The 16,742-nt window shown below is 52.7% G+C and carries 11 protein-coding genes; 4 read left to right on the top strand and 7 right to left on the bottom strand.

Features of this window, described 5'->3' with window-relative positions:
- The first annotated feature begins 24 nt into the window (after positions 1-24).
- On the top strand, positions 25-2,745 hold the full coding sequence (locus AC5S26_RS07710) for an alkaline phosphatase family protein (RefSeq protein ID WP_494184265.1): 2,721 nt from the start codon (positions 25-27) through the stop codon (positions 2,743-2,745).
- A 61-nt stretch (positions 2,746-2,806) separates the two neighbouring features.
- Here AC5S26_RS07710 and AC5S26_RS07715 read toward each other — a convergent pair whose 3' ends face one another.
- The 5 genes from AC5S26_RS07715 to AC5S26_RS07735 all read right to left on the bottom strand — a co-directional run bounded on the left by AC5S26_RS07715 (position 2,807) and on the right by AC5S26_RS07735 (position 9,697).
- Positions 2,807-5,380: a TonB-dependent receptor gene (locus tag AC5S26_RS07715; RefSeq protein ID WP_494184266.1), complete on the bottom strand. Its 2,574-nt coding sequence runs from the start codon at positions 5,378-5,380 to the stop codon at positions 2,807-2,809.
- A 53-nt stretch (positions 5,381-5,433) separates the two neighbouring features.
- Positions 5,434-6,840 carry a sensor histidine kinase gene (locus AC5S26_RS07720; protein ID WP_494184267.1) on the bottom strand — a complete coding sequence of 469 codons (1,407 nt, stop codon included), beginning with the start codon at positions 6,838-6,840 and terminating at the stop codon, positions 5,434-5,436.
- Positions 6,837-7,517, bottom strand: a complete 681-nt coding sequence (locus AC5S26_RS07725; RefSeq protein WP_494184268.1) for a response regulator transcription factor — start codon at positions 7,515-7,517, stop codon at positions 6,837-6,839. The genes AC5S26_RS07720 and AC5S26_RS07725 overlap by 4 nt, the downstream gene beginning before the upstream one ends.
- A gap of 78 nt (positions 7,518-7,595) precedes the next feature.
- Positions 7,596-9,026: an ATP-binding protein gene (locus AC5S26_RS07730; protein ID WP_494184269.1), complete on the bottom strand. Its 1,431-nt coding sequence runs from the start codon at positions 9,024-9,026 to the stop codon at positions 7,596-7,598.
- A complete protein-coding gene (locus AC5S26_RS07735) occupies positions 9,023-9,697 on the bottom strand; it encodes a response regulator transcription factor (protein WP_494184270.1) in 675 nt (224 codons plus the stop codon). Before AC5S26_RS07735 ends, AC5S26_RS07730 begins: the two co-directional genes overlap by 4 nt.
- Before the next feature lie 194 nt (positions 9,698-9,891).
- Between AC5S26_RS07735 and AC5S26_RS07740 the strand changes: the two genes are divergently transcribed.
- The 3 genes from AC5S26_RS07740 (at position 9,892) to AC5S26_RS07750 (ending at position 13,886) form a co-directional block, all read left to right on the top strand.
- The gene (locus AC5S26_RS07740; RefSeq protein WP_494184271.1) at positions 9,892-11,550 is read left to right on the top strand and encodes an alkaline phosphatase family protein; all 1,659 of its coding nucleotides are present in this window, start codon (positions 9,892-9,894) and stop codon (positions 11,548-11,550) included.
- A gap of 84 nt (positions 11,551-11,634) precedes the next feature.
- The gene (locus AC5S26_RS07745) at positions 11,635-12,150 is read left to right on the top strand and encodes a hypothetical protein (RefSeq protein WP_494184272.1); all 516 of its coding nucleotides are present in this window, start codon (positions 11,635-11,637) and stop codon (positions 12,148-12,150) included.
- Between the two features lie 692 nt (positions 12,151-12,842).
- Positions 12,843-13,886: a YncE family protein gene (locus tag AC5S26_RS07750; protein ID WP_494184273.1), complete on the top strand. Its 1,044-nt coding sequence runs from the start codon at positions 12,843-12,845 to the stop codon at positions 13,884-13,886.
- Between the two features lie 310 nt (positions 13,887-14,196).
- Here the strand turns inward: AC5S26_RS07750 and AC5S26_RS07755 are convergent, their stop codons facing one another.
- Both AC5S26_RS07755 and AC5S26_RS07760 read right to left on the bottom strand, forming a co-directional pair.
- Positions 14,197-15,216 carry a YncE family protein gene (locus AC5S26_RS07755; protein ID WP_494184274.1) on the bottom strand — a complete coding sequence of 340 codons (1,020 nt, stop codon included), beginning with the start codon at positions 15,214-15,216 and terminating at the stop codon, positions 14,197-14,199.
- A gap of 159 nt (positions 15,217-15,375) precedes the next feature.
- Entirely contained in the window at positions 15,376-16,725 is a 1,350-nt protein-coding gene (locus AC5S26_RS07760) for a sensor histidine kinase (RefSeq protein WP_494184620.1), read from the bottom strand.
- Positions 16,726-16,742 lie beyond the last annotated feature (17 nt).

A 16,742-nucleotide genomic window follows, 5' to 3' on the forward strand; every position in this document is an offset into this window, starting at 1 on the left:
TTAACCCGGAGGAGAACCAAAGTTATGTCACGGTGCCAAGTAAAATCTACAGCGAAGGTGCTGATTGCTTGTTCGCTCTCGCTCTTTAGCGGATGCGAACCCGCGTTTGCCCAGATGTCCACGGCCCAGGGGCCCCAAAAGATGGGCCCTGTTGGTCAAGACGAGGCGAAACCAACAAAGGTGGTGGCGCCTGTGAATTCGGTGGTCGATCCGGGCATCATCCCAAGCCGTCAGGTTATTACTCCAGCAGGATTGCAGAGCGTATTCGAGAGCAGAGTCAACGGGGTCGCATTCAGCGAAGACGGAAAAACTATCTATGCAGCCACGCTCGGTCAGAATTCTTCCCATATCTTCCAGATTGATCTGGAAACTAATCGTATGGCCAACGTCATCGATTCTCAGGTCAGTGCGGGGATGCAGGGACTGGCTTACGATCCTGTGGCCCATGCTCCAGTGATGAGCGGTCTCTCGGGGGCGGCAAAAGGGAAAGACTCCGTGGTGCAGTTGGTTTCTCTCGAGAACAGCCAGAGTAAGCTCATCTCCGCAAAACTGGGGGATCATCAGGCGGGCAGTGTCGGACTCGGGCTTTCCAAGAACGTGAGGGGGCAAAGGCTTGCGGTCGTTGCACTCACATTCAACGATGAAGCGGCTATTGTTGATTTAGGCACAAAACAGGTCGTGACCAACATCAAGACTGGTGTTGCACCGTTCGGCGCTGTAGTGAGTCATGACAGTGCAGTCGCATATGTGAGCAACTGGGGCGGCCGCTTCCCGAAAGCGGGAGAGAGAACCGCCGCGACTGGTCCAGAGGCCAATGCAGACCAGGTGCTTGTTGATGGGCACGGTCTTGTCTCAAGTGGAACAGTGACGCGTCTCGATCTTGTCTCCGGAAAAGTATCCGCTTCGGTGGAGGTTGGGCTCCATCCGTCGGGCATGGCATGGGACGAATCGCGTCAACGACTCTATGTGTCGAACAGTAATTCGGACACGATCAGCGTCGTTGACACGAAATCCAACCGTGTCATTGAAACGATCTCTCTTCAGCCGTTCAACAGGAAGGTGGCGGGCATCTCTCCTGAATCGGTCGTCCTCTCCCCGGACCGCTCGACCCTGTACGCTGCCTGTGCAGGTATTAATGCAATCGGGGTCGTGAAGCTGAACGGCGCACATCCCCATGTAGCAGGCCTTATCCCGACCGGATGGTATCCAGACGATGTCGTTGTGAGCCCTGATGGCAAATTTATTGCCGTTGCGACATTGCTTGGAGTGGGTACAGGATGGAACAGCGCCAACCTGCTTGCGAGAGAAAAGCGCGAGGGGATGAAGCCGGAGTTGAATATCCATCGGCGTTACGTTCACGCGGACCGTGGATCAGTTCATATAATTCCGGCGCCGGATACAGATGAACTGGAGCGCTATAGCGTCGCAGTCGCGGAGGACAACCACCTTGGATTGCCAGGAGAGCTCATGCCGAACACATTGGCAAAGAGCAATGTCGCACCCCGTCCAGTCCCCGCCCATCTCGGTGAGCCATCGACAATCGATCATGTGATCTACATCATTAAAGAAAACCGAAGCTATGATCAGTACTTCGGATCGCTTGGGAAGGGCAATGGTGATCCGAGTCTCAACCTCTACCAGGACGATGTCATTCCGAACCATAGGAAGCTCGCGAAGGAGTTTGTCCTGCTCGACAACTTCTTTGCGAATGGTGGCAACAGTGCTGATGGACACCAGTGGTTGACCCAGGCGGCGGAGACTGATTATGCGTATTGGCCGGGCTATAACGGGCGCAGCTATCCGAAGAATGGTGACGATCCACTTGCCTTTGCTGGTTCGGGATTCCTCTGGGACCACTTAATCGCAAATCATAAGACGTTTGCCGATTTTGGGGAATACATTGGGGAAATGGGTGGCAAGAACGGTGACCTTCGAGCGAAGCTGCTTGATGAATACAAACAGGGAAGTGACTTTATTGGAACCTTCCATACGCAAGCGCCGATTGCTGAACTCAACCGCTATCTTGTCCCAGACTTTCCCTCGTATGGGCTGAAGGTGCCTGATGTGACTCGAGCAAGGATCTTTCTGCGGCATTTGAAGCAATGGGAAAAGCAAGGCAGCATGCCGAACTTTGTGATGGTGCAGATGCCGTCTGACCACACGGAGGGGACGACTCCTGGCTTTTCAACTCCGAAGGCTTGTCTCGCTGATAACGACCTTGCGATTGGACAGATCGTAGACGGCGTTTCGCACTCGCCTTTCTGGAAATCAACGCTGATCTTGATTGTCGAAGATGATGCACAGGACGGGCTCGACCATGTTGATGGTCACCGCACGGTCGCATTGGCGGTCAGCCCCTACACGAAGCGTGGCTCTATTGACTCGACCTTCTACTCTCAGGTCAGCATGGTGAAGACCATTGAGATGATCTTCGGTGTACGGCCGATGTCCATATTCGACATGATTGCCAATGATATGAGAGCAAGCTTCCAGTCAATGCCAGATTTGACGCCCTATCAGGCGGTCGAGCCGAAGCAGTCGGTTTACGAGAGAAATCCAGAATTAAAGGCATTGAACGGACAACAGAAGCTCGATGCAATTGCTTCGAGCAAGATGGACTGGAACGAGCCCGATGACGTGCCTACCGAGCAGCTGAATGCAATTTTGTGGCGAAATAGCAGCGATACTGATTACCCAACGTGGAGGAAGAACTCGGCAGCATTTCAGCCATGGTCTCCGAAATAAAGCCTGGATCTAACTTCGAGGTGGGCGGAACGTTCTGCCCACCTCGGGCTTGGCGGGAGCCTCAGAATTTAATCCTGCCAGTAAATTGCAGTCGTCTTGCTGGCGCGGCTGCTGTGGGCTGTCCAAAAAAAGCCGACTGCACATTACCCACATAAGACGTGTAGTTTGTGTGATTGGTGACGTTAAAGGCGTCGATTGCAAACGAGAACGTAGGCATCTTTTCTGCGCCTTTGTGAGGCGCCAGAAGGTCATGGCTCCAGCGGAGGTCGAGTTCGCTTGTATCCCCGCTCTCGAGCGTGTTGCGGCTTACACCCGCGGGGCGGGCATTGAGGATTCCTGTGTTGAATGTATCGACGCCAGATGTCTCGGTATAAGGCATACCCGAGTAAAGCTTCACAGCCGGCCCAAGGTTGAGCCAATGGTCTTCATTGAAGGTTGCCAGGAGATTGAAGCGATGACGTTGGTCGAAGTCGGCGCGTCCGTACTCCCCGTCAAGTGAGTACTGATTGGCCGGGTACCAGGCGATACCGCCGGTGTTGTTGTTTGTGTGGCTGAAGGTATATTGAGCCATCCCTGAGAACCAATGGCTGGCCTTACCTTGGAGGGTCAGATCGACTGCATCTCCGACTTGCCTTCCCTCGGACTCGATCTTCCGGATCGTTCCGAAGCTAGGATCAGGTCGTCCCGCGTCATAAAACGGTGGGAGCGGAGCGTTGTTGTCCCGCGAACGAAAGAGATGCACTCCGATTGTGCCTCGATAGGTCGCTGAGACGGACAGGCCTTTCATAACCTCTCGTTCCACGCCGGCGCTGAAATTGGTCGTGTAGGGGATTCTGGTGGAATCAGTGCGAGTAACAAGATTGGTCGGCAGCATAGAGAGATCGGTGCCCGATGGATACGGTCTTGGGTAGGTCGGATTGAGCAGCGTAAATGATCGGATGATGACGCCGTTATACCGCTTCAGGTCGGCCATCGATTGAGCGCCTGAGCGATCGAAGAATAGGCCGGCACCTGTCCTAAGGATGGTCTTATGGTCGGGAGCGGCATACGCAATCGAGAATCTTGGAGCAAAATCCAGGCCAGATTTGAAATATGTCTGCCAGTCATAACGCAGACCGGCAGTTAACTGAAGATTGGGGCGAAGTTGAACCTGATCCTGAACAAACGAACCAATTTCGTTCATCCAGAAGACGGTGCGCCCCACTCCTTCTTGTTGAGTGAAGGAGTATGGGACGCCAGCTTGATAGTCTCCGATGCTCCCGAAGTTATAGGTGCCAAGACGATTGGCATGGTCTTCCCAGGCGCGGCGGCTGAGGTTCGGGATGTTCACACCGAACTTTACATAGTGGTTTTTGTGCGTCCAGTTAACAATGTCGTTGATCTTTACGTTGTTTTCAGTGTTGAGTAGATCAGCTTGGGCGCCACCCCCCGTGAAGGCCCCGTCTATTACGATTTTTTGTGCATTGACCACACTATGTGTAGGGTTATGATCCTTTTCGTAAAAGAGCTGCAACTGATTCAGAATGGTCGGCGAGACGATCCATCGATCGTTGAAGATCACATCGTCCTCGCGTGCTTGCGTGTTCACTCCAGCTTCAGCGAGGACAAGGCCGCCGACGCCGAAGTTACGTGAGATCGTATCGGTTACGTTGTATTGAAAAGAAACCCGATGGGTCGGCGAGAAGTCGTGGGAGATTCGCGCAGCGAACTCCGTATTGTGCACAGGGGTTGGAACGTTCGCGGTGAGGATACCCGACGGCGCGTTCGCATGCACGACAGACTGGAGGTTGTCTTCCTGCCGTGAACCGGAGAGAAGAAAAGTGGTTTTGTGATCTACGGGCACGGGTCCGGTGATGGAGCCCTCGTAAATCCTCTTCTGTTCAAATGGCTTTGAGACGGCGAAATGATTCTTCGCGTCGAAGGTGGAATCGCGGAACGTGAAGTTGAGGGTGCCGTGAAATTGGAGAGAGCCTGGTTTGGTAATGATCTCAATACGCCCTCTGCCAGGACGGTTTGTTTCGGCGCTATAAGGATCATTGTTGATTCGTGCCTCGGCAATGGCCGATGCAGACACACCTGTCCCTTTCATTTCGACGCCATCGACGATGATGGTCACACCCATGGTTGCTACGCCGGACTGATCGAGAAACGGCATAAGAGCAGCGATGTAATCCTGATCAAACACCGGAACTCTTTCCAGCATGGACGCGCTCGCGGTCACCTGGTCGCGGTTGGCAGCATTGTCGAGCTCCAGTTGGGAATTGTCAGGAGCGACCGTGACGGTCTCCGACACTTTTGATGTGCTGAGCTTGATTTGCACCTCGTGCATACCAGCTACGACATGGATCGGCGCAAGGTACTCATCGAACCCATATTTGGCAGGGAGGCGGAGATTGTAGTTGCCCGGCGCAACGTGGAGGATTCTGAAATGCCCGGTAGCATCGGAAATTGTACTGGCGCCATCCACAGGCGCGCCCTGGAGTGTCTTGAGGATCACGTCCTCATTCGGCACGGACGCTCCATCTGGATCGACAATCGTGCCTAATACATTAACCTGGGCCAAAAGCGATCCGCAGGGCAGGAAGAAAACACCTAAAACAATCATTCGCAATCCGAACGGCAGACTAAGCTTCATTGTTTATCTGTAACCCGGAGTACCTGAATTTCTTCTGAGGCCGAGGGCTTTGTTTATTGATGAACGGTGAAATTCTGCGTAACGTCTGCTCGCTGAAAAGAGATCGTAAAGCTAGCACCCTTTCCTAGTTCGCTATCGACGCGAATGGCGCCGTGATGAAAATCGATCAGGCTCTTTGCAATGGAGAGCCCAAGGCCATAGCCTCCGTCATTGTGTGTCCGGACCGTGTCCACGCGGAAGAAACGTTCGAAGATCTTTTCTTGGTCTCCAGGCGATATGCCAATGCCTGTGTCCCGCACGATAAAGCCACACACCGTATCGTCGAACCATGTCTCAATCCATATACGCCCTCGCTGCGATGTATATCGGATCGCATTGTCGATCAGGATCATCAAGACTCGTTCAATCATCGCCTGGTGGGCGCGCAAGGGCACGATTTGGGGCTGAGCCGTGTACTCTATCGTGATCTCGCGCGTGCTTGCGAGCGATCGAGCGCGGTCGAGCACTGCCCCTATCGGATCACTCAGTTCGATCATCTCCATGGGGCTCGAGATCTTTCCCTCAGTCCCTCGAGCAATCGTCAAAAGGTCACCGATCAGTGCCGTCATGTAGGCACTCTCAGCAAGTATGTCAGAGAGTCCTTCCCGGATTTTTGGAGGATTGTCTTCCTGCATCAATAACAGTTCGGCGTTCGAACGGATCAAGGTGACGGGAGTTCGAAGTTCGTGAGAGGCATCCGCTGTGAACTGCTCGATTCGTTCATAGGAGGTCGCAATACGATCAAGCATGTGGTTGATCGTGATGGAGAGTTGGTCTAACTCATCGTTCGTACCGAGCAACGGCAAGCGTCGTGATAGGCTTCGGGCGTCGATGGAGTTCGTAGTCTTTGTAATCTGATTGATTGGAAATAACGCCCGGCCACTCATCCAGTAGCCCGCGAACGCCGCCAATAGTCCCGCGATAGGAACGCTCAGTAAGAGTATCCACGCCAATCCGTTCGTCAGTTCCTGATACTCGGTTTGGTCTACCGCAACCTGAATCACAAATACATCGGGGCCAACAGTGGCGATCCGGCTAATCGTACGATACGACCGGCCGTTTACCTTGAGACTCTCTTTTCGCAGCTCGCCCGATTTCGGAAAGATAGCCGGAACCACGGTCATCATGTCTGGCTGATAGACGATTGATCCATCGGGCCGGAGTACCCTGAACATCTTGCCTCTGGGAAGCAGAGAGGAGTGCTCCCGAAGCTCGTCGTTCAGATTGTCCATCTCCTTCCTGCCAAGCTTGTGCAACAGAAAGGCGGTAACACCGTCGATTCCAGATGTCAGCTCCTGGTCGGCGGCATGGCGCAGTCCCCACTGTGCAGAGAGGACGATTCCGACGGCCACGATGATAAGGATTGTCATGACTAACGAGGCGTACCAAATCGTCAGTCGCGTTCTTATGGTAAGTGTCATAGATCGCGTTCCACGGTCAGCTTATATCCGAACCCTCGGACGGTGTGGATCAGCTTTTTGTCGGAATCTCCGTCGATCTTCGAGCGAAGTTGTTTCATGAACGCATCGAGCGTGTTGTTTTCGACCGTCCGTTCATATCCCCACACCGCATTGATGATTGCATCACGGCGAAGGACCATATGAGGGTTTCGCATCAAGAACTCGAGCAGAAGAAACTCTGTGCGAGTGAGGTTGATGTCGCGGGTTCCCCTTGAAGCAGCGTGAGTGATAGGATCCAGCTCCAGATCTTCGATACGATACATAAGGGACGGGGACGATATCGTCCGTCGTCCGAGCGCCCTTAGGCGTGCGAAGAGTTCATCGAACGAGAAGGGCTTCGTAAGGTAGTCATCAACTCCTGAATCGAGGCCGCGGACGATGTCAGCCGTAGAATCTCGGGCTGTGAGCATAATGATCGGAGTGGCTATCTTCGCATCTCGGAGTGACCGCGCGACAGCGAAGCCGTCTATGCCAGGAAGCATGGCATCGAGCACGATGGCCTCGAACGGATGGCTAAGAGCTATGTCCATTCCCTCTGTGCCGTTACTTGCCAGAACGATTCGATGCGATTGTTTCTCTAGCGCATCCCGGAGGAGGACCGACATTTTGGGATCGTCTTCAACTACAAGTATTCGCATCCGTGGCCACTTTCAGCATGATAAGAGGCAAACCTGAATTTTCCCTGAAGATTTTGGAAGCTATGCGTCGATCTAAATTTAAGCCAGAGGTGCATAGGCCTCGTCAGAACGTTCCGCATGAACAACTTGAGGAATCGATACGGTGAAGGTGCTACCTTTCCCGGGAGCTGAAATGACATCGATGGTCGAATGATGAGCTTCGACGACCCATTTCGCAATGGCGAGCCCGAGACCGTTGCTTTCCCCACTTTCCGCGCGGGACTGATCAACACGATAGAAGCGATTAAATATCTTGGGGATCGCGTCCTCCGGAATTCCTATTCCGGTGTCGCTTACCCGGAGGGCGAAGCTGTCTCCGGCAGGGAACAACGACAGGGTGATTGAGCCTCCTTGAGGCGTATATTTGATAGCGTTGTCGAGCAGGATAGAGATCATTCTTCGCAATAGTGAAAGGTCTCCAACCGTGGCGATGCCTGCCTGCACTTGCAGTTTGATGGATTGCCCCTTGATGATGGACCTCGGCTCTAACTGCTTCGCTACTTCGATGACCAGCTCTGTCAGATTGAGCGGCTTCCATTCAATCTTCTGGTGCACAAGGTCGGTACGGGCAATCGCGAGGAGAGTGTCCAGCAGTTGGGCGGTCGCTTCACACTCGACGTTGATATTGCTAAGTGCGGTTCTGTACTCTTCGGGCGAACGCTCCCTGCTTAATGCCAATCCTGCAGTCGTCATCATGATGGTGATGGCGGTGCTCAGATCGTGCGAGATGTCGCTAGTGAATTGAGTCAGACGTTCTACCGCGACCTCGAGTCTCCCAAGTAGTTGGTTCAATGTGATGGCGAGAACTTGCAACTCGTCTCCGGTGTCGGGTACGGGGATGCGTCTCTTCAGCTTCTGAATCCCGATATTCTTGGCCTCTGCCGTGATGCGATTGATGGGGTCAAGCGCACGGCCGCTGAGAATAAATCCGCCACCGACCGAAAACAGGAGCATAAGTGGACACACAAGAAGATAAGAATTCCGGATCGAGTTGAGAACTTCGAAGTGTTCGTCGATCTTGCCAGACAGGGACAATCGGTACGGAAGGCCTTCCAGCGTGACGATATGATCAAGAGTTCGGATCATATGTCCGTCGCGGCGGACCAATCCATAGCATCGTTGAGTGCAGTCCCTGTTAGGCCAGGGTACCTTCAGGTCGCTCGGGCCAGGAGAGGAATAGACAACCCGGCCGTTCGTGTCATACACCTGCACAATATCGGTCGAAGCAATCGCGAGGTTGAGTTGTTGGAGCTTTTCGATGAGAAACACGCTCTCGCCGGACCGAGGCCAATCGTTTACGAACCGCAACAAGCGGTCTTCGCGAGCCTCCATCGTTCGTTGACGTGAACTGGCCAGCGCCCGGTCTAGGTACCAGTAGGAGAAACCGCCAAGTCCCAACATTGTTGCGATCGTGAAGAGAATATAAAGAATGCAGACACGTACACGAAGCGACCGTCGGTTAATATTCATCGCGGTGATACCAACATGTAGCCAAGCGCCCGAACGGTTCGAATTTGGCTCTCTTGTCCTTTTTCATCGATCTTGGATCGCAGACTATGGATGTAAAAGTCGATGCTGCTGTCGCTGACGTCGGTATCATAAGACCAGCCCACCTCTCGGACCTGGTTGCGAGTGACCAATTGGTTCTTGCGACGCATCAAGAGTTCAAGGAGCGCATATTGTTTCTTGGTAAGGGGCACTGGTTGACCTTCACGAAGGACGGCCCGGTTCGTCGTGTCCAGTACTAGATCACCCGCGATCAGGCAGGAAGGTTCGATCACGGGACGTCTCCTGCTGATGGCGCGAACACGTGCGATAAAGACCTGGATCTGAAATGGTTTCGTCAAATAGTCGTCTGCGCCGAGATTGAGGCCGTGGACAATGTCGGGCATCGTATCGCGCGCGGTGAGCATGAGAACTGGAATGTCGCACTTTTCTGCGCGTATCTGCTGGAGTACGGTGAACCCATCGAGGCCAGGAAGCATGACGTCCAGGACCGCGAGATCGAATGGAACACTCAGCAGAAGATCTCGCCCCTCATCTCCACGCTCTGATATCGAGACCTGATGGCCTTCTTCATTTAGGCTCTGTTTGAGGATGTTGCCGATCCTTTTGTTGTCTTCGATGATGAGGATGTTCATGTCAGGCTATTAAAAATGGAAAACTGATTAAAAGCTTGACCGCGAATTATTAATTAGCTGTTACCCCTTCTCTTTCTAAGACTGATTTAAGACACCTCTTGTCGAATCTGCACATAGACATTTGTGTGGTACTGAGTCTCTGCAACGACCCCATTGGCGAGATCGGCGCAGCTGTGTGTGGAAAGGGAAGATCGATGAAGAAATTATCTGTATTACTTGCGCTCTCTTTTGTAACCTCTGCGGGGTACGGCGCGCCAGTAAGTAAACAGGGTGCGTCACCTGCTCCCACCAGACCCAAGCTTCTGGTAGCGATAGCGATCGATCAATTTCGTTATGACTACACCACGCGATTCCGTGAGCGCTACAACAGCGGACTTGCCAAGATGTTGTCACAAGGGGCTGTCTTCGTCGACGCCCATCAAGACCACTTTCCCACTGTCACCGCAACCGGCCATACGACCTTTCTGACGGGATCCACGCCAGCCACCAGCGGGATTATCGGAAACGACTGGTTCGACCGCAAGTTAAAAAGGACGATCACCTCTGTCGAGGACGCGCAGACGAAACTGATTGGAGTCGGCAAGGAGAAAGAAGGCTCGTCCCCGCACAATCTGGTCGTCAGTACGCTGGGGGACGAGATCAAAATTGCCGATCGAAATACCACGAAGGTCATCGGTATCTCCATGAAAGACCGCGCTGCGATTTTGCCATCCGGCCGCATGGCGGATGCGGCCTATTGGATTGATAACCAGACCGGCAACGTGGTCAGTAGCACCTGGTATCAATCGAAGCTTCCGGATTGGGTAGAGCAGTACAATGCGGAAAAGCCAGCGCTCAAATATCTCGGTAAGGGTTGGTATCCGGTTGGCAAGGACGCCTCTTCGGCGAAGCCATTCTTCACCCTGTCCAATTCGCCGGACAAAGTCTATTTCTCCGAGTGGGAGAAAACTCCTTTCGCAAACGATATGTTGGAGCAGCTGGCTGAGCGGGTCATGAAGAACGAGCAACTGGGACACCACGCGGGCACCGATGTCCTCACGATCAGCTTCTCGGCAAATGACCACCTCGGCCATGCCGTCGGCCCGGACGCGCCAGAGGTCGAGGACATGTCCGTTGCGACAGATAGGGTCCTGGGTAGATTGCTTGAAGCAGCGATTAAACAGGCGGGCGGGATCGACAATCTTTTAGTCGTGGTGACGGCGGACCATGGCGTGTCTCCGGTTCCGGAAGTGAATATCGCGAGAAAGATGCCCGGAGGCAGGATCGACAAGAAGGAATACCTTGGCGTAATTCAAGAAGCCTTAGTCAAGAGATTCGGAGAAGGGAAATGGCTGCTCGGCACCCAAGAATCCGGGTTCTATTTCAACTATGACTTGATTGCGCAAAGGAAGCTGAAAGAAAGTGTGGTAGAAGACGAAGCCGCCGCAGCTGCTTTGAAACTGCCATATGTCGCGCGGGTCTATACACGCACACAACTTTTGCGTCATGAGGCGGCTCAATCCCTTGTCGATGAGTATGTGGCGCGAGCGTTCTATCCGGAACGGGGACCTGACGTCATCGTCATTATGAAGCCGTACTATCTTGGAGGTACCGAAGGTACTGGCCATGGCTCTCCTTATGACTACGACAGCCACGTGCCCCTGATTTTTTATGGCAGCCGCGTGCGTCCAGGAGTTTACGGAGAACGTGTGGGAATCAGTGACGTCGCGCCGACCCTTGCCGCCATCCTCCAGGTGGAAACACCCAGCGGGAATGTCGGTCATGTCTTGACGAAGGTGGCGGATCCATTTCTTGAAACAAGACAAACACCGGCTGGCATTCAGAGGACGGTTCGCCAGCAAGGCAGTCGGTAGATCCTTGGCGGGGAAATGAATTTGCCCCATCTCGTCCGAGTAAACACGAACACTAACCCAATTCACCCTAGGAGCGATCGTCGAATGTCATCTACATCAAAGGTTCTTCTTCTCTGCGTGCTCAGCATGGCTCCAGCGGCAGTTTTCGCCCAGGACAAGCCCGCGAAGGCGCCCGCGCAAGACCCTTCCACCTATATGAAGGTCCACGCCCCTTTTGCTGAGGACCTAGTTAACAAGGTAAAGGCGGCCCATAACGACGAGATCGTCAAGCTCGGCATTCATGCCGTGCCCCCTGGCGAGAAGGACAACGTCATCATTGCCAATATCACACCTTCAAAGATCGGCAAGAAGTCTTCAGATAACGATATGAAGAACCTGGCGACGGGAAATCCCGTTGCCAAGAAGTTAGACAAGGATAAGACCTTCGATCTTCTCATTCCGCTGAAGGATGCCAAGGGACGGGACCTGGAGGGTGGATTCGTTGTGATGGAAGTTCCCTTTACGAAAGCGAGCAACGAGGACGAGGCAATCAAGATCGGCGTCGCAATTCGCGATGATCTTCAGAAGCAGATTCCTAGCAAGAAGGCCCTCTACCAGTAAAAGAGAACGGACTTCATCTAGGACAAGAATGCGGGGGCACCTTAGAGCGTGCCCTCGCTCTTTTTTCCTCTGAAAAAGACCCGAAGAATGTGCCGTTAGTTTTGTTTCATTTCCATAAGAGTTAAGCGAAGATCTTTTCTTAAGCTTGTCTTAAGTTGCTCTCCCTACGCTCCGATCAAGAGGAGCCGTGTCAATTCTCAAGCGATTGCTAAGGGTGAATGTTTCTGTAGCTGTGCAGGCTTCCTGGTTAGTTTCGACTGCGAGCCACCAGAGCTTCGCACAATCGCGTCCAGAGCCGATTACCACGATACGAATGAAGGTCGAGAAGGAAAGGGAAGCAGCGGGGCATAAGCCGCCATTCACCTATACGTCCGTCGAGCGGTCAGAATGTACTGGAGGACGGCAATGGACGGAGAGCGTAATCGAAGTTCCGGGGGGGGGACTTCATCGTGCGTGGCCATGTGGTGGTGTTCCCCAACGACACGTTGATTGAGGTTTCCCCTGACTGACCGATGAGAACTGACATCCCTAATTGCATAGGTATCGGTTCTTGAGGCGGATGGGCCTCATCCTTATTTGAACTCTCACACGAAGCTACTGTTTCCGGTGAGAATCGGGCCGGTTAATAGTGGGTAAACAATCGCTTCTCCCTGGACCATCTGATGGTCCAGGGCTTTCCAGAAAGGGTAACTATGTCTGTTAGTAACTCCATTCGTGCCGCGCTTGCATTCGCGGCTTGTCTGCCGCTTGGAACTGCTCATGCAGCGGATATGAAATCGCCGATCACTTTGGTCTCACAGGTTGAATTACCCGAAATCGTGGGTGATTTCGATCACTTGACGGTAGACCTCAAGCGGAATCATCTGTTCGTCACAGCGGAAGTTCATCATTCGGTTGAGGTATTTGACCTGAAAACGGGGAAGCACCTTCAAAGTGTTGGTGGCTTCAAGACCCCCCACTCGATCGCATTTGTTCCTGAAAAGGATGAATTGTTAATCTGTGACGGAGGCGACTCTTCACTCGTTCTTTTGTCCGGAGAAGACTTTCATCGTCTCGACCGTATTCAGCTCATAGATGGTTCGGCAACAGGGAAGGGAGATTCCCCGGATGCTGCGTACTATGATAAGACCAGTCGCCTTTATTACATCGGCAACGGTGGAATCTCGGCTAACCTGAAGACCTCCAAGATATCGATCTTTTCAGTCGACCAAGGGAAATTGATTGGGGACATCGACGTTGATGGAAATAATGTCGAGGCAATGGGTGTCGACAGCTCAGTGAACCGGCTCTACGTAAATATCCGTGACAAAAAGCAGGTTGGAGTTTATGAACTGTCGACCGGTAAGCTGGTGACGACCTGGACAGCCCCTGACATGAACCGGAACACGGCCCTCATGGTGGATAGCAAATCCCATCGGATCTTTGTTGGGGGTCGCAAACCCGCCTTCTTGTATGTCTTCGATCCCGATGGCAAGGTGGTCCAGAAACTTTCACTGGCTGAAAACAATGACGATATGAACTGGGATCCTGCCGGCAAGCTTCTGTACGTAAGCGGAAGCCAGGGGCTAAGCATCTATCATCAGGACACTCCCGATAGTTATACCGAAGTCGCCCGGATTCCCACCAATGGCGGAAAGACGGCGCTCTTGGTTCCTCAAGTCGGCCTTTTCTTCGACATCCATCCGAAGACCGATATCGACACCGCAGGCCTGCTGGTCTACCGCGTAAATCAATAACTCACAGCATCATAGGTAGTGGACTACCTGTCATCGAGCTTATCTTGGCAGGTGGTCCGCCCGCGCACTCTTCAATAACAGGTTTGAGGATTACTAGAATTTTCATGTGTGAGATCTCTGCCTAATTTCACTCATATAGGGCGCGAATTTCGACGGAAAGCCTGCGTCTACAAAGGAGCGCGGTACAGAACCTAAACACCGCGGCAACCCCGTCATGAGGGTGCGATCGCCAAAGATTCATCCAAATCAATTACAGCCCTGAAGAAAGTTGGCCGGAATCCTAATGCAAATTCCGGCCAAATGACGTTGGTCAGTGAGCTACTGGACCAGCTTCGACACGCAACAAGGTGAATGTACCGGGCAGCACAGGCTTCTTGCCTTTGCTGCCTGGGGGCAGCGTCCCGAACTTCGCAGACGCAATGTAGAGTCGGTGATTCAAGGGATTGAGACCGAGATTACGGGAGCCCACTGGAGTGGTTAGGGTCTGGGTAACCTGATACTTGTCGGCGCTATCCTGATGAATGATGGTGAGCGTTCCGTCTGCGTTCGAAGCAAAGATGTCGTGGCTCTTAGGGTCATATGCAGCGCCATCCACACCCGCGCCAATGGGCACAGCCGTTATGATCTTCCCTGTGATGAAGTTGGAAACCGCTAATACGCCACTCCTGCAGCCGCTGAAAAGGCGATGATTAGCCTTATCGATTGCCATCGCCACAGGCTGTTTGCACGGAGCGCTCGACCAGCGTTTTGTCACTGTTGCCTTTTTGGCATCAATCTCGACGATCTCATTGGTATCAACGAGGTTGGCATATACCTTACCGTCGCCAGCTGAAACACCATATTCGGGCTTACCTTTTAGCGGAATATTGGTAATGAGTTTGCCGGTGGTCGCATCAATGACCGTCGAAGAATTTGCGTCTCCGTTCAGTGTAAAAACCCGGTTCGAAACGTCATCGAAGAGGATGGCATCTGCATCATCTGCTGCAGGGGTCTTGGCGAGCGTCTTCAAGCTTCTTAAGTCGAACATCACCACTGCCTTGTCCTCTCCGGCAGTGGCAAAACCATGACCGCTCTTGGCGACAATCGCTGTGCCATGGGCTCCGTTTATTCCTGCAACCTCTCCCACCAGCTTTCCGCTCTCTTCGTCGACGACCATCAGTCTGGTTTCGCGTGCGATGTAAAGGCGGTGATTGGTCGGATCGGGGATGATGTAGTCCCATCCACCATTTCCTCCGAGAGGATAGGACTGCGTTACCTGGTAGTGGATTGTCGACTGCGCAAATAAACTGGAAGCGGTTGCGAGTGCAAAAACAAGCGTTTTAAGATGCATTGGGCTCCTTGGTCTTCAAAATATAGTTATCGCTAGCTATTGTTGGTTCCACTACCTGCATTGCAATGTCGTGTGCCAAACCTAACTCCTCAATCTTTTTTGAAAGATAATGTTCTAAACCTTATTTCCCGCTGAAGACGTTCTCCATGCATCTGCCTTTTACGCCGCGAGACGAAATGAGATCTGAAATGTGGTTCCGAGATCCTCGACGCTGTAAACGGAGAGTTCGCCGCGATGAATATCAGAGATCCATTTCGCGATAGAGAGCCCGAGTCCTGTACCTTCGGTCACGCTACGGGTTTTGTCGATTCGATAAAAACGCCGAAAGACATGGGGTAAATCTGCTTTTGAAATTCCTATACCGGTATCTTTCACCGTAACCACGGCATCCTTCCCGATAGTTTCAAGCGCTATTTCGATAACTCCTCTCGCAGGCGTATATTTGATTGCATTATCGAGCAGTATCCAGAAAAGTCTTCGAAGGCCTGCGGCATCTCCCATAATCCACATCGGTTCGTTATTGGTTATGCAAGTTATCATTTGCTGGCGTTTTGTCTCAGCAAAGGGGCGCGCTTTATCACAGGTGTCGGCAAGTACATTGGAAAGGTCCAATCGGGTAAATGCTGTATCAGCATGCCCGGCATCAAAGCGAGCCAGAGTCAGCATGTCATCCAGAAGCCGCGTGGCATCGCTGCATTCACGGACAATCTCCTGAAAGGAGTCTAGACTTTCAGGATCGACGTTAGGATTACGGAGTGCGGACTCTGACAGAGTATAGATGTAGGAGATAGGACTGCGGAGTTCATGGGAAGCGTCAGCAGTAAATCGAGCAATCTCATTCGCAGTAGATTCAAGCCTCGCCAGTAACTCGTTGCAAGTCTCCGCCAGATCCTGAATCTCGTCGCCGGTTTCTACAATCGGAAGTCTGCGAGACAGATTGCCAATGCTAATCGTGCGAGCTGACGTGGCAAGCTTGGTCACGGGAGCCAAGGCACGCCTCCCCATGAAAGATCCAAAGACTGCGGAAAAGAGCAATAGAGGTGGAGTCGTACACAGCAGTCCAGTCTCGAACTGTTGGAGGATCACTCCGTTGTCTCTGAGCTGACCGCCTATCTGTATCCAAGCCTGCTGGCCTCCAATTATGGTCGAGTTGGATAGCACACGATAGAGACCCCTACGGTATCGAACCTTCGAAAAGGCTGAGTTACTACTTGATAGCAGGGCGGGCCATGGAAAATCATCCATATCCTTTATCTCATTCGGATAGATGAGATTTCCTGCGGAGTTATAGACCCGGATGAGGTTTCCCTCAGGACTGACGTTTGTGAAGTCAGTGAACTTCCTCAGGCAGGCCTCATAATCTCTTCGATTGCATTGTTCGAGAAGAGCCACCGTGCGCCCGGCACGGTTGGTCAGTGTCTTATCTCGGCCAGCAGAGAGTGAATAATGTAACTGGATAAGCATAGCCGTCCCGAAGATCAGAAAGCCAATCGTAAAAGCGAGTGACATCCACAGCGTCAGACGGA

The organism is Edaphobacter sp. FHG110511_03 (assembly GCF_059115365.1).